The 23,561-nt window shown below is 48.2% G+C and carries 16 protein-coding genes; 6 read left to right on the forward strand and 10 right to left on the reverse strand.

The window, feature by feature from the left end; genetic code table 11:
- Positions 1–143: 143 nt before the first annotated feature.
- From IL_RS11145 to IL_RS11155, 3 genes are all read right to left on the reverse strand, one after another.
- A complete protein-coding gene (locus IL_RS11145; RefSeq protein ID WP_011233734.1) occupies positions 144–1,175 on the reverse strand; it encodes an IS110 family transposase in 1,032 nt (343 codons plus the stop codon).
- Between the two features lie 90 nt (positions 1,176–1,265).
- Positions 1,266–2,819, reverse strand: a complete 1,554-nt coding sequence (locus IL_RS11150; RefSeq protein WP_011235399.1) for a methyl-accepting chemotaxis protein — start codon at positions 2,817–2,819, stop codon at positions 1,266–1,268.
- A gap of 146 nt (positions 2,820–2,965) precedes the next feature.
- A complete protein-coding gene (locus IL_RS11155) occupies positions 2,966–4,885 on the reverse strand; it encodes a hypothetical protein (RefSeq protein ID WP_011235400.1) in 1,920 nt (639 codons plus the stop codon).
- Positions 4,886–5,053: 168 nt separating this feature from the next.
- On the opposite strand from IL_RS11155, the gene IL_RS11160 reads away from it, so the two are divergent.
- From IL_RS11160 to IL_RS11170, 3 genes are all read left to right on the forward strand, one after another.
- Entirely contained in the window at positions 5,054–5,542 is a 489-nt protein-coding gene (locus tag IL_RS11160; RefSeq protein WP_011235401.1) for a DUF962 domain-containing protein, read from the forward strand.
- Entirely contained in the window at positions 5,539–6,810 is a 1,272-nt protein-coding gene (locus IL_RS11165; protein ID WP_011235402.1) for a mechanosensitive ion channel family protein, read from the forward strand. The genes IL_RS11160 and IL_RS11165 overlap by 4 nt, the downstream gene beginning before the upstream one ends.
- A 91-nt stretch (positions 6,811–6,901) precedes the next feature.
- Entirely contained in the window at positions 6,902–8,596 is a 1,695-nt protein-coding gene (locus IL_RS11170; protein ID WP_011235403.1) for an alkaline phosphatase D family protein, read from the forward strand.
- A gap of 66 nt (positions 8,597–8,662) precedes the next feature.
- Here the strand turns inward: IL_RS11170 and IL_RS11175 are convergent, their stop codons facing one another.
- The gene (locus IL_RS11175) at positions 8,663–11,020 is read right to left on the reverse strand and encodes a TonB-dependent receptor (protein WP_011235404.1); all 2,358 of its coding nucleotides are present in this window, start codon (positions 11,018–11,020) and stop codon (positions 8,663–8,665) included.
- A gap of 190 nt (positions 11,021–11,210) precedes the next feature.
- On the opposite strand from IL_RS11175, the gene IL_RS11180 reads away from it, so the two are divergent.
- Positions 11,211–12,050: an alpha/beta hydrolase family protein gene (locus IL_RS11180; RefSeq protein ID WP_011235405.1), complete on the forward strand. Its 840-nt coding sequence runs from the start codon at positions 11,211–11,213 to the stop codon at positions 12,048–12,050.
- A complete protein-coding gene (gene kynU, locus IL_RS11185) occupies positions 12,047–13,294 on the forward strand; it encodes a kynureninase (protein ID WP_011235406.1) in 1,248 nt (415 codons plus the stop codon). Before IL_RS11180 ends, kynU begins: the two co-directional genes overlap by 4 nt.
- A gap of 70 nt (positions 13,295–13,364) precedes the next feature.
- On the opposite strand, the gene IL_RS11190 is transcribed toward kynU, so the two are convergent.
- Complete coding sequence (locus IL_RS11190) at positions 13,365–14,774, reverse strand: YdgA family protein (protein ID WP_011235407.1); 1,410 nt, start codon at positions 14,772–14,774, stop codon at positions 13,365–13,367.
- Between the two features lie 201 nt (positions 14,775–14,975).
- Between IL_RS11190 and IL_RS11195 the strand changes: the two genes are divergently transcribed.
- A complete protein-coding gene (locus tag IL_RS11195) occupies positions 14,976–17,159 on the forward strand; it encodes an OsmC domain/YcaO domain-containing protein (RefSeq protein ID WP_011235408.1) in 2,184 nt (727 codons plus the stop codon).
- Between the two features lie 2 nt (positions 17,160–17,161).
- Here the strand turns inward: IL_RS11195 and IL_RS11200 are convergent, their stop codons facing one another.
- The 5 genes from IL_RS11200 to IL_RS11220 all read right to left on the reverse strand — a co-directional run bounded on the left by IL_RS11200 (position 17,162) and on the right by IL_RS11220 (position 23,550).
- Positions 17,162–18,112, reverse strand: coding sequence for a vWA domain-containing protein (locus tag IL_RS11200; protein ID WP_011235409.1), 951 nt, complete (start codon positions 18,110–18,112; stop codon positions 17,162–17,164).
- The gene (locus IL_RS11205) at positions 18,112–19,170 is read right to left on the reverse strand and encodes a VWA domain-containing protein (protein ID WP_011235410.1); all 1,059 of its coding nucleotides are present in this window, start codon (positions 19,168–19,170) and stop codon (positions 18,112–18,114) included. The genes IL_RS11200 and IL_RS11205 overlap by 1 nt, the downstream gene beginning before the upstream one ends.
- A 13-nt stretch (positions 19,171–19,183) precedes the next feature.
- On the reverse strand, positions 19,184–19,954 hold the full coding sequence (locus IL_RS11210; RefSeq protein ID WP_011235411.1) for a MotA/TolQ/ExbB proton channel family protein: 771 nt from the start codon (positions 19,952–19,954) through the stop codon (positions 19,184–19,186).
- A gap of 137 nt (positions 19,955–20,091) precedes the next feature.
- A complete protein-coding gene (locus IL_RS11215) occupies positions 20,092–22,074 on the reverse strand; it encodes an SUMF1/EgtB/PvdO family nonheme iron enzyme (protein WP_016341393.1) in 1,983 nt (660 codons plus the stop codon).
- Between the two features lie 42 nt (positions 22,075–22,116).
- On the reverse strand, positions 22,117–23,550 hold the full coding sequence (locus IL_RS11220; RefSeq protein WP_011235414.1) for a tetratricopeptide repeat protein: 1,434 nt from the start codon (positions 23,548–23,550) through the stop codon (positions 22,117–22,119).
- Between the last annotated feature and the right edge of the window lie 11 nt (positions 23,551–23,561).

Below are 23,561 nucleotides of genomic sequence, written 5' to 3' on the forward strand. Positions count from 1 at the left end.
AACTGGCTTATCAGGCTAACGTACTTTATGTACGGACGTTCAACAGTCTCAGTTGTCGTCGGTTTACCCTATTTTACCATCCTGTTGACGTTTGCAACTCCCGGAAGGAATGAACCTTCGCTGTGCTCTTTTACTGAATGCTGTTAAGCAGCAGTCATCCGGTAATCTTCTTTATTCTTTAACATCGCCCAGATTATCCGGGCGTGCTTGTTAGCCAGTGCCACCGCTGCAACGTTGTTGCCTCTGCGTTTAGCGACATCCTGTGCCCAGAGGCTCAGCCTGTCGTGGCGCTGTTGTGCCACCCGCAGTGCCGAGCGGGCGCCATGCACCAGCAGTGTCCTGAGTTTGGTGTTCCCTTTTTTGGTAATACCGCCTAAACGGTCTTTACCGCCACTGCTGTTTTGCCGTGGTACCAGTCCCAGGTATTCCGACAGGTTGCGGCCGCGTTTAAATTCACTCACATCACCTATCAGTGCCAGCAGCGAGGTCGCTGTTATCGGTCCGATACCCGGCAGGGTCATCAGCCGCTGACTGTCTTCATTCCTTTCGGCCTGTGTCGCTAAGTGCTTATCCAGCGCTTTAACTTCTTCATCCACCGCTCGCAGCATCTGATAGAGCCGGTTGATGAGGTCCCGTGACTGAAGCGTCAGCGCATTGCTGTCGTCTTCCAGTACCTCCGGTACTCTCTGTAATATCGTACCGACTCGCTTCGGTAAAAGAATGCCGTATTCGGCCAGTTGCCCCCGCAACCTATTCGAGAACTGCGTTCTCGTCTGCACGAAGCCTTCCCGCTGATTGACCATCAATGCTAAGTCCTGCTGCTCAATGCTTTTCAGCCTGACCGTCTGACGGTTGGGTCGTGATGCCGCCTCGGCTATTGCCCGGGCGTCATTCGCATCGTTCTTCTCACCCTGCAGGTACGCTTTGACGAAACGCGGTGGCAACGCCACCGTTTTATAACCCAGCTTTTCACATTCGCGGCGCCAGTAATGACTCATGCCGCAGGACTCAACCGCTACTTCACAGTCATCCGTACGGCTCAGCGTCGCCAGCTTCGCTAACACTTTATTGCTGCGCAGTTTTTTATTAAAAACTTCCTGCTCATTTTCATCCAGCGCCAAAACCTGAATAAAATCCTTTGCCAAATCCAGGGCAATTCTGTTTACAATAGCCATTGGTCCTCTCCACTCTGTTCTATAGAAGCTTGAACCTCTATATTGGCACATTGCGATGCCGCTTAGGAGGGAGGGGACCATCTCATCAGGCTACAGCGGCTTGTAGCCGATACGGAAGCCGCCCCAATGTTTTCCATTTACATAAACGGGTACCGATAAGTCGTGCATAACCTCGCCGGTATCGCGCTTATAGGTCTGTAACAATAACGTTTGCGTGTGAGCTCCGCAACGTGCCCCGGTTTTGTCATTAAATAGCCGACGCGAGCGGTTGCCGACCAGGTCTTTCTTCGGGTCACCTGTTAACGGTTTATTAAACGCGTCGTTGTGCCGCGCTACATAGCCTTTCGGGTCAGTGGCTATAGCGTAAATAATGTGTTCATGTCGTTTCAGAGTAGGCTCCTGAATAGCGGGTAATATACTCTCGAAAAACTCCGTGTATGGTGTCTTGTATTTTACCGGCTCGGTTCCGGGAACCGCTTGATAATCACGGGAAAACAGTTGAGCTGACGTCAGCTCGCCTTGCTCAACAGCCTGCTCCAAACGTTGGCCTAGTTGTTCAGCGGCGTCCGTTGCGGCCTGGTAAATCACTTTATGTTCAGCGTCGGCATCATTTTCAACCAGGTGCGCGAACAATTGCTCCGACTGCAATTCCAGTTGCTCGGCCTGCCCGCTTACGTCATCCAGTTGCTGGTATTGTTCAGATAAGTCTGAGTTTACAGAATGCAGAAGCTCACCATTACGGGAAAGATCCTCTGCGTTCTCACCCATTAATCCGGTAATTTTTTGCAGTTGCTGCTCCACGGTTTCGGCTTGTTCTACAATGCTGGCCAGTTGTTCAACAATGCCCTCGGTTGTTTCCGACTGCTGTTCAATGTGCTTTGACAGTTGCTCAATATTATTGACCGCAACCGTGGTTTCATTATGAATCGCTTCCACCAAATTACTCACTTCTACGGTTGCATCCGAAGTTCGTCCGGCCAGCGTTCTGACTTCATCGGCTACAACCGCAAAGCCACGACCATGTTCACCGGCACGCGCCGACTCTATCGATGCATTCAGCGCCAGCAAGTTGGTTTGCTCTGCAATACTGTCAATAACCTGGGTCACTTTACGAATATCATCGGCTTTAGCCTGCAGACCTCTGACCGCTTCCGCACTTTCTCGGCTGTCCGCCACTACCAGAGCTATCTTCTGAGTGAGTTGCTTTATTCTCTCGCGGCCTTCGTGGCTTATCTGCTTGGTTTGCTCTGCAGCAACAGCCACTTCCGATGAAAAGCTTTCTATTCCCTTCGCCCGTTCGCTCACTCGTGACGAGTTATCCACACTCTCTTTCAAACGCTCGACAATATCCGCCAAAACGGTTTTAAAACGGCTTATCGCAAAACTAAGCTCTGCCGTTGCTATTGCATTTTTACCGGAGTTTTCGGCCAGCTGATCCGTGCCCTCTCCCTCAGAGGGCTCTTCATCATCCGCTATTCCGGCGGCGCTAAAATAACGGGCATAAAACCAGCTCAGGGCAATAAATAATAAGCTTTGCAGACATAACTGCAGCCACAACCAGGGCACAAAAGCAAGGACAAGGACACCGGCGGCTATTGCCAAAGCCGTTATCAATAAAGGAGGTTTCACATCAACTGTGGACATTTATCTGCTTCCGTAAGGCGTAAAAAACGCAACGTACCATGTATAATTATCGAACAGTTTCCATGAAACTTTATGGTGCTGCACTACGACCTTGGTAGCAGGTGCAGACGGGCAACGCACCCGCCTGCGGTTTTTAAGGTTGGAAATTAACGATTTTTGTCGGTATCAGAGTCGTTGTCTGAGCCCAATTCTTCCTGCTGACGAAGGTAACCAGCGGCCTCTTCATCAGAAGTCTTCGACTGCGATTGCTGCAGTCTGTCCTGGTCTGTTGGAATGGCGCGGGTCTGCTCATTTAACTGATGTATCTGTGAGGCATTGCCCAAATCGCGATTACTGGTTATAGAAGCAATAGACTCGCGGTCTTTCAGGAAGTCGATAACATCCTTACGGATAGACGCCATTTCGTCATCCGATTTATGCATTTCCAGAATATGTCGCGGATGCTCCAGATTTTTCATTCCGGTTGCAGCAAAAGTTGTCGACACAATACGTGACACGATAACCCAGGGAGTAATACTACTGCGAACGAGCGTATTCTCTGAGCGAGTACTGTCGTGAATACCGGTACCGGTTGAAATTTTAGACTCAGTAAAGGTTCCTTCGCACTTAAAGTAAATAAGCATGGATTCAAACTGAATTTCCGCATAAAAAAGATGCGCGATATTAGCGGCTAAACCCGCAAATGCCCGCAGGACATAGCCAATAAGATAAAAATGAACGGCAGTCATGACTACGCCTGCTAAGGTCATTAAGTCGCTATAGGGAGTCTCTTCAGTCAGCCTATAGTTCATGCTATCAAGAAGTTTGACCACATCGACTGCTGCATAGGCTAAGAAAAACGTAAAAACCACACCGATAATGAACAAGCTATTACCCAGCAACAAGCTGACCAAGCGCGATTTATCAAATAACCCGCCCAGTCCCATAGGTTTTACCTGAGGCTGAATTTCCTGAATCATCTCCCCGCTAAAGGCACCTTTGCCGTCAACGTGTTCCTGCAAGTTAGGATCCAATTCACGATACACACGGTTTGGCACTTCGCGATAACGACGGTTTGCCATGACCAGATTGTCCAGGTTGATAAAAATCTCTTTAGGGTGCACCGACTCCTGCCAGTTTTCCCGTAATTCAGAGACTTCAGAAACCGGATTCGCATGAGCCAAACGTCTTTTTAGCAACACCACAGTGACAGCCGTGCAAACTAAAGCGCCAACAAAAATACCAAATAAGTACCAACCTGCATGAAAGTCCGGCAACGCTGCATAATACTGCTCAACCGTTGCCGCCGTTACGTCTGTTGCAGCCATCCACCAGCTCACTACCAGCCCTACCACAACAGGCAATAACAAGGCGAAAGCAATAATCTTGACCAGGTCGCCGCTGCCCATAGAATCGATAGTCTGCTCCGCACCACGGGATATCGCCTTACCAGCGGCCTTCCATACGTGCATGATGTAAAGCGTCAATAAAACAGTGTAGACAGGGAAAGCCAGCACGCCTGCATCTCCGGCAAAACCAGCCAGGGACACAAAGGCAGCAAAGCCAAACGCAACCATTGCCGTAAGAGTACGCACCCAGGCGCCTAACAGGCGTTGCGCCATATTACGAATGGGATAAGGCATAAACAGTAACTTGGGAAATACCGTGTGAGCTATTCTCGCCAGTAAGCCTTTGGGCTCTATAAAGGTGCTGTTTTTGCGGCCCATAAGCATTTCTTCCAGAGCCTGATCGTTATAAGCAACATAACGCGACTCTTCCTGAGCGGTACTACGCTCAGACTTACTATAGTTAGGGGCCAGTGACGTAGGGTGATTACGACCAACAAAGTAACGCAGCATTGCCATAATGCCGCCGCTCAGTACTTTAATGCCGACTGCCAGAAGCGAAATACCGAAAATAGCCAGCACCCACCCCATAATCGGATCTTGCTTTACGGAACCAGCACCTGCTACCAGCAAATATACACCAAACAGCGATTGCACAACCCCACGAATACTGGTTACCAAGCCCTCTGTTTTAAACGGATTTTTTAATCCAAGATCAATCGAACCGTAATCAAACGCCACCGAACTTCCCCTACTCTATATGCCTATAAAAAATAAAGGCTTTAGGTTAGCGGTAAGTTAACTGCTGAGCAATAGAAAAATAAAAGCCTGAAAGCATTGAGCTCCATTGACATCAAGCCATGTGCGTAGCAATCTAAGCCTCTATTTTGTTACCAAGCGGCACAGACTATGAAAACCATCGTTGAGCACCTGGCACAGTATGCGGCTTATCATCGGAACCGTAAGAATGTAATGACTCATATTGTCGGTATTCCGCTGATTGTTGTCGGCATCATTAGTTTATTATCACGGCCTGCGCTACCCTTGGACTACTTTTTGATTACCCCCGCCAACTTAGTTGTTCTGGCGGCGGTTATTTTTTATATCCGTCTGGATATCAAGTTAGGTTTGCTCATGACCATTTTGCTATGGCTGTCGCTGTCAGTTGGCCGCGACATAGCCGCATTACCAACCAGCTTATGGCTTAGCTGGAGCATTGGTCTGTTTGTTGTCGGCTGGGTATTTCAATTTATCGGCCATTATTTTGAAGGCCGCAAACCGGCTTTCGTTGATGATATTATGGGCTTAGCCATTGGCCCCTTATTCGTCGTAGCAGAAGTCGTATTTATGTTGGGCTTTAGAAAGGACTTAAAAGCAGCGGTGGAACAAAAATTATGATGGAACTGGATTACCCGCAGTGGTTTCATGATTGGGCGGCAACCCAACCCTGGGCCTACACAATTGGAGCCTGCTTTTTCCTTGTTATAGCGGTTTGGTTGTCTCAGCTTGTGACCAAACACGTTTTACTGCGTGGTATTTCCCGTCTGCTGTCTCAAACCCAGTTAGGCAGTGACCCGGGTATAGGCATTCGCGTTATTGTCAGCCGCCTGGCTCAGGTTGTTCCTGCGTTAGTGCTGTCCGGCGGTATTTATCTGGTACCGGATTTACCGGAAACCGCCACCACCATCATACGCAACATCAGTATTGCGTACCTCATCCTGACTCTGGCGCGTTCGTTTAGCGCGGCCATGACTAGCGTTAACGAAATATACAGTCGGCAGCCTGACGCGCATACAAAGCCAATAAAGGGTTATCTGCAAATTGCGAAGATAGTGGTCTATGTGGTGGCGACTATTCTCATTATTGCCTCATTGCTGGACCGCTCTCCGGTTATTCTGCTATCAGGAATTGGTGCCATGGGTGCGGTTGCCATGCTGGTATTTCAGGACACCATTCTGTCACTGGTTGCCAGTATTCAGCTCTCATCTAATGACATGCTTCGTGTCGGCGACTGGATTGAAATGCCCCAGTTAAACGCTGACGGCGATGTCATTGATGTGGCACTGCATACGGTTAGGGTTCAAAACTGGGATAAAACCATTACGAACATTCCCACCAAACGTCTTATTTCCGAGTCGTTTAAAAACTGGCGGGGCATGCAGGAAAGCGGTGGACGCCGTATAAAACGAGCGTTATACATTGACCAGAACAGTATTCACTTTTTGTCCGCTGAGCAGAAGAAAAAGCTGAAACGTTTCTCGCTACTTAGCGATTATCTGGAACAAAAAGAAAAAGATATATCTGAATGGAACGCGGGTCTGGAAAAGAAAGGCTTCGACCCTATAAACGGACGTCAGGTAACCAATATTGGTACCTTTCGCGCCTACGTGAAACAGTACCTCAAGCAGCGACCCGACATACACGAAGGAATGACACTGATGGTTCGTCAGTTAAACCCGGGGCCTCAGGGTTTGCCCATTGAAGTGTACTGCTTTAGTAACGATACCGCGTGGGAAATCTACGAAGGTATTCAGTCCGACATTTTTGATCACTTGTTTGCCATACTGCCACAATTTGACTTACAGGTTTTTCAGGAAACCTCAGGGCAGGACGTTCGTTCAGCAGTACAAGCGCTGGAGCTTAAACCCAAAAGTGATGATGAATAAGTTAAGACTGAACTAACACTTTACTGTCATTAAGTCTTCATGTTTACGGAGTAATTTCTTTTACTCTGGGAAAAATGCATGGAGTAAAACAGTGAAGCAATTTAACCGACGTGACTTTTTAAAGCTATTTGCAGCAACGGGCGCAGCAGTCACCGTATCAACCGCATTACAGGGCTGTGCAAGTGTTGGCAAAACCAGTGAGCGCAGCTCCGTCAAGTTTGACCATGGCGTAGCCAGTGGCGATCCAACTTCAAACGCCATTTTGTTGTGGACGCGCGCCGTGCCGGAAAATACCGCAGAAAAACAAGTAACGCTGGGCTGGGAACTGGCCGCCGATGAAAACTTTTCAAGTATCATTCGTTCTGGAACAGCCACAACAAGCGCCAGCAGAGACTACACAGTTAAAGTCGACGTTACTCAATTATCGCCAAACCAGCGTTACTACTATCGTTTTTTAGGTAAGAACAGCAAAAGCCCCTCTGGCAAAACGCAAACGCTTCCTGAATCTGGCTTAAAACCGCTGAAGTTTGCGGTTTTCTCCTGCTCTAACTACCCCGCCGGTTACTTTAACCCATACTCCGAAGCAGCAAAGGACGATTCTATTGATGCGGTCATTCATTTAGGTGACTACATTTACGAGTATGGCGCAGGCGGTTACGCCACCCAAGGTTCGCAAGAAATTGGCCGCGGCTTACCCGACAACAATAATACAGAACTTTTTACCCTGACTGATTATCGTCGCCGCTACGCGCTTTACCGCACCGACGAAGGGTTACAGGCACTGCACGCACATGCCCCTTTTATTGCCGTGTGGGATGACCATGAAATTAGCAATGACACCTGGAAAAACGGTGCAGAAAACCACCAGGAAGATGAAGGCAGCTTTATTGAAAGACGCGCAGCCGCGGTTCAGGCGTACTATGAGTGGCTGCCTATTCGTCCGCCACAGGGCGAAGCCAACCTCACTATTTATCGTGATTTCAAATTCGGTGACTTAGTTGATTTGATCATACTGGATACCCGCGTTATCGGACGTGATAAACAGCTGAATTATGACGACTACCGCGATGCAGAAAGCGGTCAGTTCAATACCCAAAAATTCCAGCAGGACATGTCTTCTGACCGCAGCATCATGGGCAAAAAGCAGTTACAGTGGCTGGTTAATAAACTGAATAACAGCTCAGCGCGCTGGCAAGTTTTAGGTCAACAATTGCTTATGGGGAAAATGAACTTTCCTGCGGCCGCATTCGCGGCAGATGACCGCAGTAAAGTCACACCACTGCTGTTACAAATAGCAGAGCTTAAAAAGCGCCTGCAGAACGGCGAAGAGCTAACAGCACAGCAACAGGCAATGGTCACTCAGGTTACTCCCTATAACCTTGATGCATGGGACGGTTACCCCATTGAACGTGAAATGCTCTACCGGGCGGCGCAAAAAGCCAATAAACAACTGGTGGTTATTGCCGGTGACACTCATAACGCGTGGCACAGCGAACTGCGCAGTTCAGACGGAGCTCACATTGGGGTGGAGTTTGCCACGTCTTCGGTATCATCTCCGGGAATGGAAACTTACCTAAGTCTGGACACAAAAACTGCAGAACAGCTGGCAAAAGCACTTCCTACGCTTATAGAAGACTTAAAATATACCAACCTGCATCAGCGCGGTTATATGAACCTCTTTGCATCCGAGGACGCGGTAGAAGCGGAATGGGTATTCGTGGACACGATTCGCAGCAAAGACTATCGGGTAGTGAATAAGCACAGAGCGCGCTATACGGGAAGTTAGTTTCTAGCTCGTAAAATAAAAAAGGGAACCATGACACAGGTTCCCTTTTCTCGTTTTAGCACAGTTTTACATGCCAAACTTCTTGGTAAACTCTAAATAAAACAAACGCGGTGGACCAGAAATAAAGGTTGGGTTACCAAAGCTTCCGCCCGTATTCCCGGCATCAACCAGGTATTCTTTGTCGAATAAGTTGGTTGCTTTCAACGCCAGACTCCAGTCGGCAGAGTCATTATAAAGACCCAGCGACGCATTCACTAAAGAGACTGAATCCTGGCTAATATCGAGACCCGCTACCGGCGCATTTTCTGGCTCAAAGAACACTTCAGACCGATAGGTGCCGACTACAGAGCCACGCAATGCGTATTGGCTGGAAAGCGCTGCTTCGTATATCACCCCAAGGCTTGAAGTCCATTCAGGCTGAAGACGGAAGCGGTTACCGGCTAAACTGCCGTTGGTGCTGTCGTCATCAATTTTGGCATCCAGGTACGCCAGGTGCCCAAACAGCTCAATGCCTGCGCCTAAATTCGCATTAATTTCAGTTTCGACACCAAAGTTCGTCGCAGAGCCTGCGTTTGCGGTGTAAAAGTTGCCCGAATCGTCCTGCAGCGTTACCTGAAAGTCTGAATAGTCCTGATAAAACACAGACGCAGAATAACGTACACGGTTTTCCGTTAAGTTTCCTTTAAGGCCGGTTTCATAGTTCCAGATAACTTCCGCCGGAATTAAACCAAAATCTCCCGCCGCTTCACCATCTGCATCAAGAGTCGAGCTCACATCAACAACTTCAGAGCGCCGGCCTTTTGAAATTGTAGCGAACCAATTGTTATTGTCGTTCAACTTATAAAGAATATTAAAGCGAGGCAACCATGCGTCTGAACTGTTACTAGCAGTGAACACTTCTCCATCCGTTGAAACAGTCGGCAACAAGGTTTGTGTTGGAAGGCCCAGCAAAGGCAGCAATTGGCTGTTCGGCATGGTCGCAGCAAAGCCACTTTCACGATCTTCTGAAACATAGCGGATACCCGCAGCAACTTCGGTTTTATCGTTTAACTGGTAAGTAAAATCGACAAAAGCCGACCAGGACTCATTGTCACCAAAGTTTGTAAACTCGCCTGCGTATGGAATTTCCTGCAAAGCGCCACCTGTTAATACCGGCGTTAACTGATTAACCGAACCATCAGCATTAATACAAGGTAAGCCACTTGGCAAAGCACCAGCACAGTTCAGGAAAATAGATTCTTCTGTGCTAAACGGCACACGTTGGCTGCCGTCTTCTGTGAAGTAATTTATGCCCCACAGCATTAAGAGGTTATCGCCGGCGTAATTAAAGCGAAACTCCTGACTGAACTGGTCACCTTCTGCATCTTCCCCAAACTCCAGGAACCATGCCTGGGTGCCGTCTGCGTCGAACACTTCCAGTGAGTCGAAGCTGCGATAACCACTCACCGAGGTAAAGCTTAAGCGCGGGCTAATAGTCCAGTCTACGGTTAAATTAATGTCATCGACGGTTCTGTCCAGACCCAGCTTTTCACGGCCTAATACCGAGGCCGAGTAAGGGCTACCTGTCATTTCAACAAAACTGTAGGGGCTGGTGTCGCCGCCGGTCGGCGCGAAAATGCCATTCTTAAAGGAGGTTCCGGTATCTTCGTTTTTCTCATAGCTGTAAATTAAGTCAGCGGTCACCGCATCGCTGGGCTGAAAGCGAAGAGAACCACGCAAGGCTTGCCTGTCAATACCGTTCATGTCGTCCTGACCCGGCGCAATGTTCTCAATAAACCCGTCGCGTTCGCGGTAACTGAACGCCAGCCGTCCACTGACTAACTCGCTACCACCATTAATGAAACCACCCAGTCGTTTCTGAGATTCATTTCCTGCACCAGCGCTTAGCTCGGCGGAGAAGCCAGGCTCTGGCTTACGAGTTATGACACTAATGGCGCCAACCGATGCAGCCGTACCAAATAACGTTGCCTGCGGGCCTTTAACCACCTCAACACGCTCTATATCAAACAGTTCAAAGTAGGAGCCACGTGAGCGTGAGACATCCACTCCGTTGTAATAAACCGACACCCGCGGAGATGCCTGAGCCGAACCGCTGTCCGAGGTAATGCCACGAATAACAAAACCAGGGTTGTTCGGGCTTTGTTCCTGAATAACCAAACCCGGAGTCAGATCGGAAATCATATCCAGTTCGTTTAAGCCCAGCTCGTCCAGACGGCTTCCTTCAAACGCACTGATACTGGCAGGCACATCATTAATAGACTGCACACGCTTTTGTGCAGTCACTTCAATTCGCTCAAGTTCATCTGAGGTGTCCTGTTGCGCAAAAGCAACCGGCGCACTTAACGCACAAAGCGCAGCAACAACAGAGTTTAATACTTTATTTATTGGGAACGGTAATGCCGATGTTTTCTTATAAGTAGTCATAACCCTTAAAACCTTAATGTGAGTGGTTAACGCGTTAACGCCGGGCTAATGTACTGAGGTCAGTTGACGATACGATGACGAATAAATGACGCATTTGTTGCTAATCTGTCAATTTTGTTGAGCCGCCTTATAAATACTTGTATGGTCTCTAGTCCTTTATATTTAAAAACATTAAAGCGGGTGGTATTACTTGATAAAGCTTCCTCCAAAACTGGCAGTCTGCGGGCTTATTATTTTCTGCCTGACTTATTCTCATGCCTCTGCTGGTGACAACTCTTTGCAGCAAGTGTCTTTCCAGTCAGTGCTCGAACTGCCTTCCGGCAGCTCCGATAACAGCTACAGTTACGGGTCTCACCCCTCCCAGTTTATTCAGTACTGGAATGCACCAAAGCAGTCAGGCACGGCCGCAAATGTGATTTTTATTCACGGTGGTTGCTGGCTAAAAGAATACGATATTACTCACACCAACCCGGCAAGCAGCGCAATGAGAAAAGCGGGTTTTAATGTCTGGTCTGTTGAATATCGCCGTTTGGGCGAGCAAGGCGGAGAGTGGCCAGCGAGTCTCAATGACGTGAAAACCGCAATTCGCTTTATACAGCAAAAGCTCAATAACCAGCCGGTAGCGGTTATGGGCCACTCTGCCGGTGGACACCTCGCACTTCTGGCTACCACCCGGAATACGCCCTCGGCTGAAAGTATAAACGCAGTTATTGGTCTGGCCGCCATTACTAATATGGTCAGTTACACTCAGGCGCAAGGCAGTTGTAACCGCGCCGCCAGCAACTTAATGAAAACAGCTTACACCAGCGAAGAAGACTATCGTGCTGCCAGCCCAACAGCACAAAAGCTCCACGCCAACACTTGGCTGATGCAGGGTACCAAAGACAAAATTGTCCCCATGAGCCAAACCGCTGATATCAACGTAAAAAAAGAACAACTAGAAGGCGCAGGTCATTTTGATTTGATACACCCGAATTCCTCCGCGTGGGAAGCCATTATTCAGCGACTGAACAAAGAGCTAAAACCATGAACCTCACTGACATAAGAGAACTCGACAACATTGACCCCTTTGCCCGGCACCGTAAACAATTTCAGTTGCCGGTTAATAAGGTTTATCTGGATGGTAACTCGTTGGGTGCCATGACCAAAGCAACGGCAACCCGCTTACAGCAGGTTATCCAGCAGCAGTGGTCGCAGGATCTTATCAGTAGCTGGAACGAGCATAACTGGATTAATTTGCCGCAACATGTCGGCGAAAAAATTGCCCGCCTGATAGGCGCAGCACCAGAGCAGACTATTTGCTGTGACTCAATATCGGTGAATTTATTTAAGGCGCTGGCAGCGGCACTGTCACTGGCTCAAAGCCATGACTCTGAGCGCAACATAGTGCTATCCACCAAAGACAACTTCCCGACAGACTTATACATGGTGCAGGGAATTTCACAGTTTGTTGGTGAACACCGTTGTCAGCTAAAGCTGGTTGATGAAAACGAGCTGGAGCAACAGATTGACGATAAAACCGCAATAGTTTTAGCAACTGAAGTGAATTTCAGAACCGGAAGACGGCTTGACGCTAAACAACTTATTACCAGCGCACACAGCCACGGAGCCCTGGTTATTCTGGATTTAGCCCACAGTGCAGGGGCAATGCCCGTGCACCTGGATGACTGGGAAGCAGACTTTGCGGTTGGCTGTACTTATAAATACCTAAATGGCGGCCCCGGCGCGCCAGCCTTTATTTATGCCGCAAAACGCCATCATCAGAATATGAGTCAGCCTTTAAGCGGCTGGTTCGGACATGCCCGCCCGTTTGATTTCACACCAGACTACGAGCCCGCTACCGGCATTCAACAAATGCTAACCGGCACTCCTTCCATTCTCGCTATGGCCGCGATCGACTCGGCGCTCGAAGCTTTTGAGAATGTGGACCTGGAAAAGTTAAGAGAAAAGTCTTTACAGCTGGCTGAGGTTTTTCATCAATTATTAGAAGACGCGGCACTGGGTAGCAGCCTACAGCTTATTTCTCCACAGCAACGTGAACAGCGAGGCAGTCAGTTGTCGTATCGTTACGAGCACGCTTATGGGTTATGTCAGGCACTTATTCAAAGAGGCGTAATAGCTGACTTTCGTGCCCCTAATTATATCCGCTTTGGGTTTACCCCTCTTTATAACAGCTTTGAAGATATCTGGAAGGCCGTTGAGCAGTTGCGGCAAGTTATTGAAGCCAAAGAACATCTCGATTCTCGTTGGCAAAGTCGTAATACCGTAACCTGAAACAAAAAAGCCTCAGCCGATGTATTCGGCTGAGGCTTTTCATTACCATCTTTTTATCACCAAACAATAATTACATCATTTTCGCGATTGGAATTTTCTGACCGTTCAGTACACCTTCACCGTTTTCCATCTGGAATTCGCTGCGGTACTCGTCATCTTCTTCCTTCAGCAAACCTTGTTGTATGTACATATCAATCATCATTGGTGCTTGTTGTTCAGCCATTTTCTGCAGTTCAGCTTCATCGGCACCAGGCATTTGCATACGCATTGTTGACAACATCTGCTGTTCAGCGACCCATTTCAACAACGGCTTATCAATAGCAATAGATGAGTCAACAATCAGGCTGGAAAGCCAGAATTGCGTGTCTTCCATATTGTCCGGCATTTGGTTTACACCCGCCAATTTAGCGCTTAGGTCACCTTTAAATTCGCCCGGCTCCATTTTCCCGCTAAATTCACTAATAACGAACTCAGGCTCTGCCTGCAGTAACTTAGGTAGGTTTTCCTTTACCAGCTTTTGCGTCGCAACTTCTATTTCGTCGGGGTTCTGGTCATAAATCTTTTGCATCATTTGGTTATAAGCAAGCAAGAACTCAGAATCGATGTTATTAAAAGCCATCTTTAACTTCAGATCGTCAAGGTCAAAGTCTTCGGCTTTCAGCGACTCTACAGAATAGTTCATATCAATATTCATGCTTTCTTTGTCGTCGCTGAAATAACTAACGAATTCAATTCCAAGATCTTTCAATTCAAACAGGTCGACATCATCCGGCTGGCCTACAATGATTTTATCAAGCTTCATAGACATTTCGCCTTCATAAAGCTCGCCCTTCACAATTTCCAGCATGTTGCCTTTAGCTTCAGTGCTTATTTCAAACTCACCAATGCTGATAGCCTGGCCCTCAATAAGACCTTCTGCGCCTTCCAGTTTTCCTTCGTAACTGAACTCATCCGAAGAAATGGAACCTTCACCTTCATAGCCAGTAAAGGTCAGTGACGTTTGCTCATCATTCGGTTTAGAACTGAACGCGACAATTTCATCGTCATAACTAACACCACCAAAAAAACCTGCTGAACCAGTCAGGTGATAAAAAGGCGTGTTCTCTTCCCATTCAATATACTCACGTAACCCATCGTCCTTGGCATGAGCTTCAAACGAGGCCATACCCAGACCAGGAGAAAATTGAGTCAGAACCGGACCGTGCTGAACATCAATAACCACTTCAAAAGACAAGTCATCAGGTGCTGACCCTTCCGGGTAAATAGAACCGAAATCTACGCCCAGCGATATTGTTGCAGTTGAACCGAACCAGCCACTATCAAACGAGACCATACGAGCGTTATAAGCGGGTAATTGATTTATCACTTCAACGTGTTGCTTTAACGCACCCTCAACTTGAAGGCCAACGAATTTAGGGCCAATTAGAGCGCCTGCAACTATGACGATACCGACGCCACCAAGGAGTCCTTTCTTATTCATAATATACCTTTCATTTATAGGACTGGATTGTAATTATAATGTTGTAAATGATACAGAAACTTTTTAATAACGGCAAAGTTTTTGAGTGTAAAGGAAGGTTAATGAAACCCACGCGGATAATGATCAATAAGTAAAAAAATGGGATAATGGTACCTATTGCTCGCTGACAGCAGTCAACTTATCAACCGCGGTGCCCCTTAAATGGAAATCAATGTAAACTTTCTCGACAATATGCGCCTTGAGGCGAAATTCGATGACTTCACAGTTATTTCGGATCAGCCTATTCGGTACAAAGGCGATGGTTCTGCCCCCGGTCCTTTTGACTACTTTCTGGCGTCTTCCGTTATGTGCGCGGCGCACTTTATTCGTTTGTATTGCGACGCCCGCGATATTCCAACCGAGAATATCCGCGTCTCGCAAAATAACGTGGTCGACCCGGAAGACCGCTATAAGCAGCTGTTTAAAATTCAGGTTGAGTTACCGGCCGATATTTCCGAGAAAGACCGCAAAGCCATTATCCGGGCAGCCGAGCGTTGCGCCGTTAAGCGCGTTATCGAAAACGATTTAGAGTTTGACGTCGAAGCGGTTGAAAGCATCACTCAAGACGCTCAGGCGTTACTGACCATACGCCCTGACAGCGACAGCCGAACCTATATTGAAGGTAAAGACTTACCGCTGGAACAAACCATAGCCAATATGACGGCGATACTGGCGGACTTAGGCATGAAGATAGAAATATCCTCCTGGCGTAATATTGTTCCGCATGTGTGGTCGCTGCACATTCGCGATGCCGCTTCTCCTATGTGCTTTACCAATGGCAAAGGCGCCACCAAAGAAAGCGCATTATGCTCCGCGCTGGGTGAGTTTATTGAACGCTTAAGCTGTAATTTCTTCTATAACGACCAGTACTTTGGTGAAGAAATAGCAAACGCTGAGTTTGTGCACTACCCCAACGAAAAGTGGTTTAAGCCCGGCACAAACGACGAGCTTCCCACGGAAATTCTGGACGAATACTGCCGTGAGCTTTATGACCCTGAAGGTGAATTGCGCGGTTCACACTTAATTGATACCAACTCAGGCCGGGCTGACAGAGGGATCGTTTCATTGCCGTTCACGCGTCATTCCGACGGCGAAACAGTTTATTTTCCGTCAAACTTAATTGAAAACCTGTATTTAAGTAACGGTATGAGCGCAGGTAATACCTTGCCCGAAGCTCAGGTTCAATGCTTATCGGAAATTTTTGAGCGCGCCGTTAAAAAGCACATTATTGAAGAAGAAATTGCTCTGCCCGATGTGCCGCAAGAGGTGCTTAACAAGTACCCGAATATTCTGGAAGGAATAAAAGCCTTAGAAGAGCAAGGCTACCCAGTGTTAGTTAAAGATGCTTCGCTTGGCGGTCAGTTCCCGGTAGCTTGTGTTACTTTAATGAACCCACGCACCGGCGGTGTTTTTGCTTCTTTTGGTGCGCACCCAAGCTTTGAAGTGGCGCTGGAACGTAGCCTGACGGAGTTATTGCAAGGGCGCAGCTTTGAAGGTTTAAACGACCTGCCAGCCCCAACTTTCAACTCCATGGCCGTAACCGAGCCAAATAACTTTGTTGAGCACTTTATTGATTCGTCGGGTGTGGTGTCCTGGCGTTTCTTTAGCGCTAAGTCCGACATTGAATTCGTTGAGTGGGACTTCAGCGGCTCTAACCAGGAAGAAGCCGATACGCTGTTTGGTATTTTGCAGGACATGGGCAAAGAAGCTTACATAGCCGTGCACGAAGATTTAGGCGCGCCAGTATGCCGTATTCTGGTACCAGGCTATTCTGAAGTTTACCCCGTGGAAGACCTTATTTGGGACAACACCAATATTGCTCTGCAATACCGTGAAGACATTCTCAACCTGCACCGCTTAACCGACGATCAGTTAGAAGACTTAGTTGAGCGCCTGGAAGACAGTCAGCTTGATAACTACATGGATATTATCACCCTGATTGGTATTGAGTTCGACGAAAACACGGTTTGGGGTCAGCTCACCATTCTTGAGTTAAAACTGCTTATCTACCTTGCGCTGCAACGCCATGACGACGCTTTCGAATATGTAGAAATGTTCCTGCAGTTCAACGACAACACCGTTGAGCGCACGCTATTCTACCGTGCCATTGAAGCCGTACTGGAAATTACTCTGGACGAAGAGCTAGAGCTGGATGACTACCGCTACAACTTAGGCCGCATGTATGGCGAAGAGACCATAGAAGCCGTTATAGGCTCTGTTAATGGTACTACACGCTTCTACGGTCTAACGCCAACCAATATGCAACTGGAAGGTCTGGACAGACACTTACGCTTAATAGAGAGCTACAAGAAACTGCACGCGGCACGGGCTGAACGGCAGGTTTAAAACTAAAAGTTCAGCCCGACAAAGGCTCCGCGGTTACGTTTAGCAACAGCCTGCATGAAGGCAGCAAAGGTTTCCGCGTTGCCTTGCGCGCGGCTAAAGCCTATTCCATGAATACGCATTACCGGCTTGCCATCGGCTCCCTGGTTCTGACTGGTTATCTGCCGAACTATGGCGTCTAAGTCACTGGCCCGGTAGTCGTCACCAAAAACGTACAAGCTGGTTGTGCCTTTGGTTTTTTTATAAAGGTTAATGGCTTTCAGAATACCCAGCTCAGGCGCACTTTTACCGCCGGTAAAGTTTGGCATTTGTTGCATGGCCATTTGTCTGAACCGTTTGCTGTCCGGTAACCAGTCACCCGCTTTACTGCTGAACATAAAGTCACCGTCGGCGGCCATAATCTGAAAGCCCTTCATTTTCGGGTGACTTTCTATAATGTCGTTAACAACGCTAATAACCCGGCTCCAGCCGCGGCCTCCCGACATAGACCCGGAATTATCAATAACAAACACCACGTACTCAGCGTCAGTTGGGATACCGCCTACATCATCATCAGGTGTGTCTGTGCTGTTCGGCGTGTTTAGCATTGCAGTGGCTTGCCGTATTTCAGCCCTTAACGACGAGGCTTTATCCTGCAATTGTTGCAGGGTTTTCTGTGCCCGCGGAATAGAGCTTTCTAGATTCTTTTCCTGCTCAGTGACTGATGCGGTCTTTTGCTCGGCGGCCTTAAGCTCATCCTGTTTGTCGGACAAAGCCCCTTTTAATTCCTCAACCGACTGCTGCGCCTGCAATACTTCTGCAACTAAGGTACTGAGGTTAGCTGGCCCACGCTCGGTATCTTCAGTACCGTTTTTCGCTAACAACACCAGCATAATCACCGCACCAAAAGCACAGGAAATAATATCCAGAAAGGCCAGGTTGAAAACCTCTACTGGCGCACGCTGAATTTTTTTCATTATGGCCACTCCGGAGCTGGCGATAAGAATGTGCCGCCGCTTACCCGCGACCAGTTCCAGTAAAGCGGAGAAGCGTAGGGGTCACCTTCTATAGGCAGCAGTATAATATTGTAACGAACACCTTTAGGAGCGCGCTTGATGGTCTCAACCATCAATGCCTGACGGCAGTCTGAGGAGATAGATTTTTTCGTCGAAATAAAATTACGACAGGAAAGCGGCAGGCCGTCTCCCAATGTTGGCAGGCCATCCGTTACAATGTAGACATCGGTAATATTCGGATTCGTCTCAAATAACGTGCTAATGCCCAGCTGAAGGTTGGTTCCGCCCTCTGGCACAACCGCGCCTAAGTCTTTCACTATAGAATTCATAGAGCCGCTGACTGAGGCAGTGCTAACGTTCCGTTGCCCTAAACGGTTTGCCGTATTGGAAAACGTCACCACACTCACTTTTGAGGTTTGCGGCAGTCTTGCCAGTAACCACTGAGCAACCCGCCGTGTTCTTATCCACTTAGCGGTAGACACTTTTTTGCCATCGCTCAAAGCCAGTTTGCTCAGCACGTCAATTAAGTTATCGCCCATCATAGAGGCGCTTTTATCGACCAGAATGCCTATTTGTTCGCCTTCCACTTTCATGCCGGTGATAAAGTTCTGCTCACCCGTACCCGAAAGCTCAACGTTGGCTGACTTCTCAACTTCTTTGGACAAGGCCGCTAACTGGTTTTCCAAATCGGCAACTACGGCCAGCTGAGTCGACAAGTCCTGCAAAGCTTTGGTTTGATCCTGGGTGGTGTCGTTTTTCGCTTCTTTAGAGTCTTCCTGCTTAGCCGACTCCAGCGCAATTTTGTCATTAATTTCGTCAATGGACTTTTTCAGACGCTGCTGCTCGTCCATTGATGCCGCCAGCTCCTGCTCAAGCTTTTCTTTCTCTTCTGAAGGGTCGGGCGTAAAAGCTTTAAAATCTATCAGGATAAAAATAAGGATAACGGCGCCCAGCCCGCATGCCATGACATCCAGAAAAGATAAGTTAAAGCCGTCGCCAGCCTGGCGTGGTCGTCGCATCTGAGTCGCTCAATTAACTGTGTAAATGAGACAGCAAGTGCTTCTCGCAGGACTCTTGCGTGCGGATAACCATCTTGTCCTGACGGCTGTTCAGCAAGTGCATAAACAACATCAGAATCAAAGAAATAAACAGCGCCACCAGCGTTGAGTTAAAAGCCACACCCAGCGATGCAGTCATACCGGCAATGTCACCATCCAGTGCCTTGTCGGCCTGCGCCAGCGCCGAGCCAATACCGCGCACCGTACCCACGAAGCCAATAGACGGAATAGCCCAGATAATGTAGCGGATCATGTTGTTGCCGCTTTCTAACTGAATGGCAATATTGTCTACCGACGACTCGATGGTGTCAGCTGCGTGCTGAACGTTTTTGGTGTTCTTAAAACGACGAATACAGTTAATCCAGGTGCTGTATGCGGGGGTTTCTTTATAAGCCGAGCTTTCTAAGTCATTTAATGCGGCATCAACGTCCAGCGCTTCGGACTTGTCGTAGCTTTCCAGTAAGTCGCGCGAATAAATTTCTTCTTCGTCAATTAACCGCCACAACTTATACAACATAAGGAACAGACAGAACAACATGAGCGAAATACACACCTGCTGTTCAACATCTTTGAAGATAACCGAAAATGCAGTTAAAGCTTCTGTCCCTTTCTCTGCCATTGCCACTTCGGCCGCCGGGCGAATAAGTCCCGCATACAGCAAATGTATCAGGGTAAAAATAGCCAGTAGCACACCACCACTGACAAAAAAGTTAGGGCTCATTGAAAGCGTATTATTTTTAGACATTATGCATTCCGGGCGTTAAATGTTGGTGGGGAAGTCTTGTGGTGCATCCAAAGACACAAAATAAGCCGTCGCGCTGCCGGCCAGAGCCAGCAGTATGACGCCCAAAATCACGCGTTTTTTCATGATGTTTCTCCTCATCACTCATGATACCGGGCTATTCTAAAGCCGATATCCTCTGCCGAAGTGCTTTCGCCGTCGCGAACGCTGGCACGAATATTCTTCATGCGTCCGGTTTTATAAGACGCACCTTTTACCACATTCCCATTACCACGAGCCGCACCCTGGTAATCGGTGTAAACCCGGTCAAGGTCAGGCGGGTTTAAAGTGTAACTGTCGTGTACCCACTCTTTGACGTTGCCGTCTAAATCAAAAAAGCCGCCACGCTCTGCTTTAAAACTGCCTACCGGTGCTTTACCGGCAAAACCGTCATTGTAACCACGTAAAATGAAAGTCTGCTGACCTTTTGCAGACTCATCGGCAAAGTTGCCCTGCTTGTCACGCAGGTGTTCCTGGCTGCCCCACACGTAAATAGTGGAGTCGGCTCTGCGATTAATTTTGGCAATGTATTCCCACTCGGCTTCAGTCGGCAAGCGGTAACCACGCGAGCTAGCATCGGTTCCCACCACTTTACCGTTACTGACTTTATAAAAAGGCTGCAAGCCTTCCTGTTCGCTCAGCCAGTTGGTAAATAACGCAGCTTCGTCCCAGGACACATTCGTAACCGGCATTTTGGTTTTACTACCCGAGCCTTTAAACGCGGCAAACTGCGCCTCGGTAATTTCATGGCGCGATATCCATACGTCCCGTGAGAAATCCACTTTCACCTGATGCTCATTACGTCCGCGGTTTGGCTCATTAACCGGCGAGCCCATAGTGAATTTTTTCGGCGACAGACGGTTCATTTCAATGCCTAAAGTACTGACAAACAACGGTCTGCCTTCTTTTCTTCTGGCATCAAACTCGCGCAGCATCTCGGCTTTTACGTTCACCAGCCGCTCGCTGCTAGGCTGAAACTCCTGCTTAACCGTACGGTAACCGGTTTTACGAAACTCAACGTTAGAAGGCAAAGCTTGCAAAGTGGTGCGAAGCGGCGTTACGCCCTGCTTTTGTCCGTTAATGTAAACGTCGCTGGGTTCGTTGGAGGTAAAAGCTACGTCACCCATTTCCGGGTCTAAGTTAAAGGTCAGCTGCTGATTCTCGGCTGGACCCAGCTTAATTGTCCGGCTTTGCTTAATGTAGCCGGCCTTTTCGTAACGAATAACATGTTCTTTATTGGCATCAACGCTAACTAGATTTTTTGCCGGCGCGCCGTTAACCAGCAACGCTCCGCCCTTCGGGTTCACCGAAACATTAACGGTTGCCTGCACTGGCTGTAGTCGATAATTACGCTTAGGTTCTTTATTGCGCACGGTTAAAGACACGGTGTCCGTTACCGGTTCATACCCCGGATAATTCACCACCACAGGGTAGTCGCCACCCACTTTAGCAACGGTTACCGGCGTTGAACCCACCTCTTTGCCGTCAAGGGTAACCGACGCGCCAGCCGGGCTGGAGTTAATAGAGATAGTGCCACTAATAGGGGTTAGCCGAAGTTGATATTCAACTTTACCGTCTATTAACGCCTCAATTGCCACTGAAGCAGGCTCGTAAGCCGGATGCGAGGCCGACACCGTATACGTTCCGGGAGCAAATTCATCCTCAAAGGTAGAAGCGGTTTCTCGCTGCTCACCGTTAACTGACCAGACAATATCATTTGCGCCCGGCTCTGTTGTTATCGTCACTTTTGCCGGTTTAGGCTCCAGCTCAACTTCAATAGTTGAAGGGCTGTTGTCGTTTACCTGCACTTCTTTGGTTTGGTACTTGTCGGCCGAAACCGCCACGAGGCCACCAGAGCCTACCGCGTAATATTTATTGTCGATGAAAAAGCCAATACCGGAATTAACCGCAAAGCGCTGAGTTTGCGCAGCTTCTGTTGGCTTTACGGTAAAACTGTAGCCTTTGGTTAGAAACAACCAGCCAAAGTAAATAACCAGCAGTGCAAGAATACTGACCGAGAAGCCAATAGCCATTAGCCGTCGTTTACGTCGTCCTTTCTCAATGGCTTCGTCAAGTGTGGCCACGAAGTCTCTCCTGTTTTTTTAATTATTCTACGCTAAATTATGCTAAACGCGTTCGTTACACTGAACGTTAATAACAATTGGCGTGCCCGACTTCTCCACCACAACATCGACAATGATTGAGCGGTAGCCATCGCGGCGGCCTTCTAATTGGTATTTACCCGGCTTTAACTGGATGGTTTTCTCTCTTACCTCACCCACAACACCAACGCCCAGTACTTTTATATAAGTGCGGTTGTCGGAGCGAATGGTCACATCTATGGGCTGATTTTCCTTTTCAATAAGCTGCTCAACCTGGTTTATTTTTTCACCCAGCTTTGCGCTCAATTGCGTGAGCCCACTGTATTTGGACACCGCATTCACGGCATTTTGGCGAATGTTGTTGTCAGCAAGCCGGCCCGGTCTTTCAATATAAACATCCAGCGCACTGCTGGCGGCTAATATTTCTTCCGCGCTTTGTTTAGCCTGCTGCACAACCCGGCTGTCCGGATAATCGACCAAACCCTTTTCTGCCAGCATCTGTACCGTCTGCCATTCGTCGGCACCGGCAAAGACCTGAATGCGTTTTTCTAACGACTTCACACCCTGACTTTTTAACTCAGCGTCAATTTGCGCCTGCAGGGTTGCCAGTTCCGGCCGGTTGTTGTCTATAGCCGAAGCTTTGGTTAATGCCTCCTGGGCGCGATCAAAGTCTTTTTTATCAATGGCATTCACCGCCGTTGCCAAAGCACCGGCAAAACGTTGTTGTTTAATTTGCTGTTCCACTTTCGCTAAGGCTGCCTTGGCATCCTGCTGTTGCGGATCAAGCTTTAGAATTTGTTGATAAGCAGCACGCTGCTTCTCTATATTGCCTTCTACACCGCCTACTCTGGCCTGTTCATACAAATCAGCGACTTCATGGTAGGTATCTATACGTTTCTGAAACGCCAGCGCGTCGCTAAAATCGCCTTTTACCTTTAACGCCTGAGCATTCAACTGAGCGGCATCATCAATGTCGTCGGCAGCAAAGGCTTTTGCTGCGTCCGCATAAGGTTGTCTATAAGCCTTTTCAAACGCGCTTTGGTACTCTGTAATATCTGTGTTGAGTTGCTCAATAGTGGTTTGCGCCTGGCTGTAATTACTGGCGCCATAGTCATTAAAAGCCTGATCTATGTCGGTCTGAAAAGCCTCAACTTTGGCGGGCTGCCACGTCGATATATACGGGGTAGCAACAAGCTCAGAAACGCGGTGATTGGTCTCATTTAAGGCCGTTTGCAGCGCTTTTCTGTCTATTGCCTGGTTAGCGGAACTTATCTGCGGCTCGCTTTTCTCTTGTTTTTCCGCGACTACCGGCGTGTTACCCGAAACCGGAAAATAAGCGAGCAAAGTAACGACAACGCCAATCAGCAAACAGGCAAAAACAGAGGCAATTACACCGGTTATTATGACTTTTTTCTTTTTAGCACGGTTTTCTGCTATTTGCTGATCAACAGACGACATCGTTACCTTTC

The sequence above is a fragment of the Idiomarina loihiensis L2TR genome, assembly GCF_000008465.1.
GTDB lineage: Bacteria > Pseudomonadota > Gammaproteobacteria > Enterobacterales > Alteromonadaceae > Idiomarina > Idiomarina loihiensis.

Excerpts from the sequence above, each read along its gene's own strand:
- IL_RS11145 (WP_011233734.1), bottom strand. The coding sequence starts at position 1,175 with ATGGCTATTGTAAACAGAATTGCCCTGGATTTGGCAAAGGATTTTATT.
- IL_RS11150 (WP_011235399.1), bottom strand. The coding sequence starts at position 2,819 with ATGTCCACAGTTGATGTGAAACCTCCTTTATTGATAACGGCTTTGGCA.
- IL_RS11160 (WP_011235401.1), top strand. The coding sequence starts at position 5,054 with ATGAAAACCATCGTTGAGCACCTGGCACAGTATGCGGCTTATCATCGG.
- IL_RS11165 (WP_011235402.1), top strand. The coding sequence starts at position 5,539 with ATGATGGAACTGGATTACCCGCAGTGGTTTCATGATTGGGCGGCAACC.
- IL_RS11175 (WP_011235404.1), bottom strand. The coding sequence starts at position 11,020 with ATGACTACTTATAAGAAAACATCGGCATTACCGTTCCCAATAAATAAA.
- kynU (WP_011235406.1), top strand. The coding sequence starts at position 12,047 with ATGAACCTCACTGACATAAGAGAACTCGACAACATTGACCCCTTTGCC.
- IL_RS11190 (WP_011235407.1), bottom strand. The coding sequence starts at position 14,774 with ATGAATAAGAAAGGACTCCTTGGTGGCGTCGGTATCGTCATAGTTGCA.
- IL_RS11195 (WP_011235408.1), top strand. The coding sequence starts at position 14,976 with ATGGAAATCAATGTAAACTTTCTCGACAATATGCGCCTTGAGGCGAAA.
- IL_RS11200 (WP_011235409.1), bottom strand. The coding sequence starts at position 18,112 with ATGAAAAAAATTCAGCGTGCGCCAGTAGAGGTTTTCAACCTGGCCTTT.
- IL_RS11205 (WP_011235410.1), bottom strand. The coding sequence starts at position 19,170 with ATGCGACGACCACGCCAGGCTGGCGACGGCTTTAACTTATCTTTTCTG.
- IL_RS11210 (WP_011235411.1), bottom strand. The coding sequence starts at position 19,954 with ATGTCTAAAAATAATACGCTTTCAATGAGCCCTAACTTTTTTGTCAGT.
- IL_RS11220 (WP_011235414.1), bottom strand. The coding sequence starts at position 23,550 with ATGTCGTCTGTTGATCAGCAAATAGCAGAAAACCGTGCTAAAAAGAAA.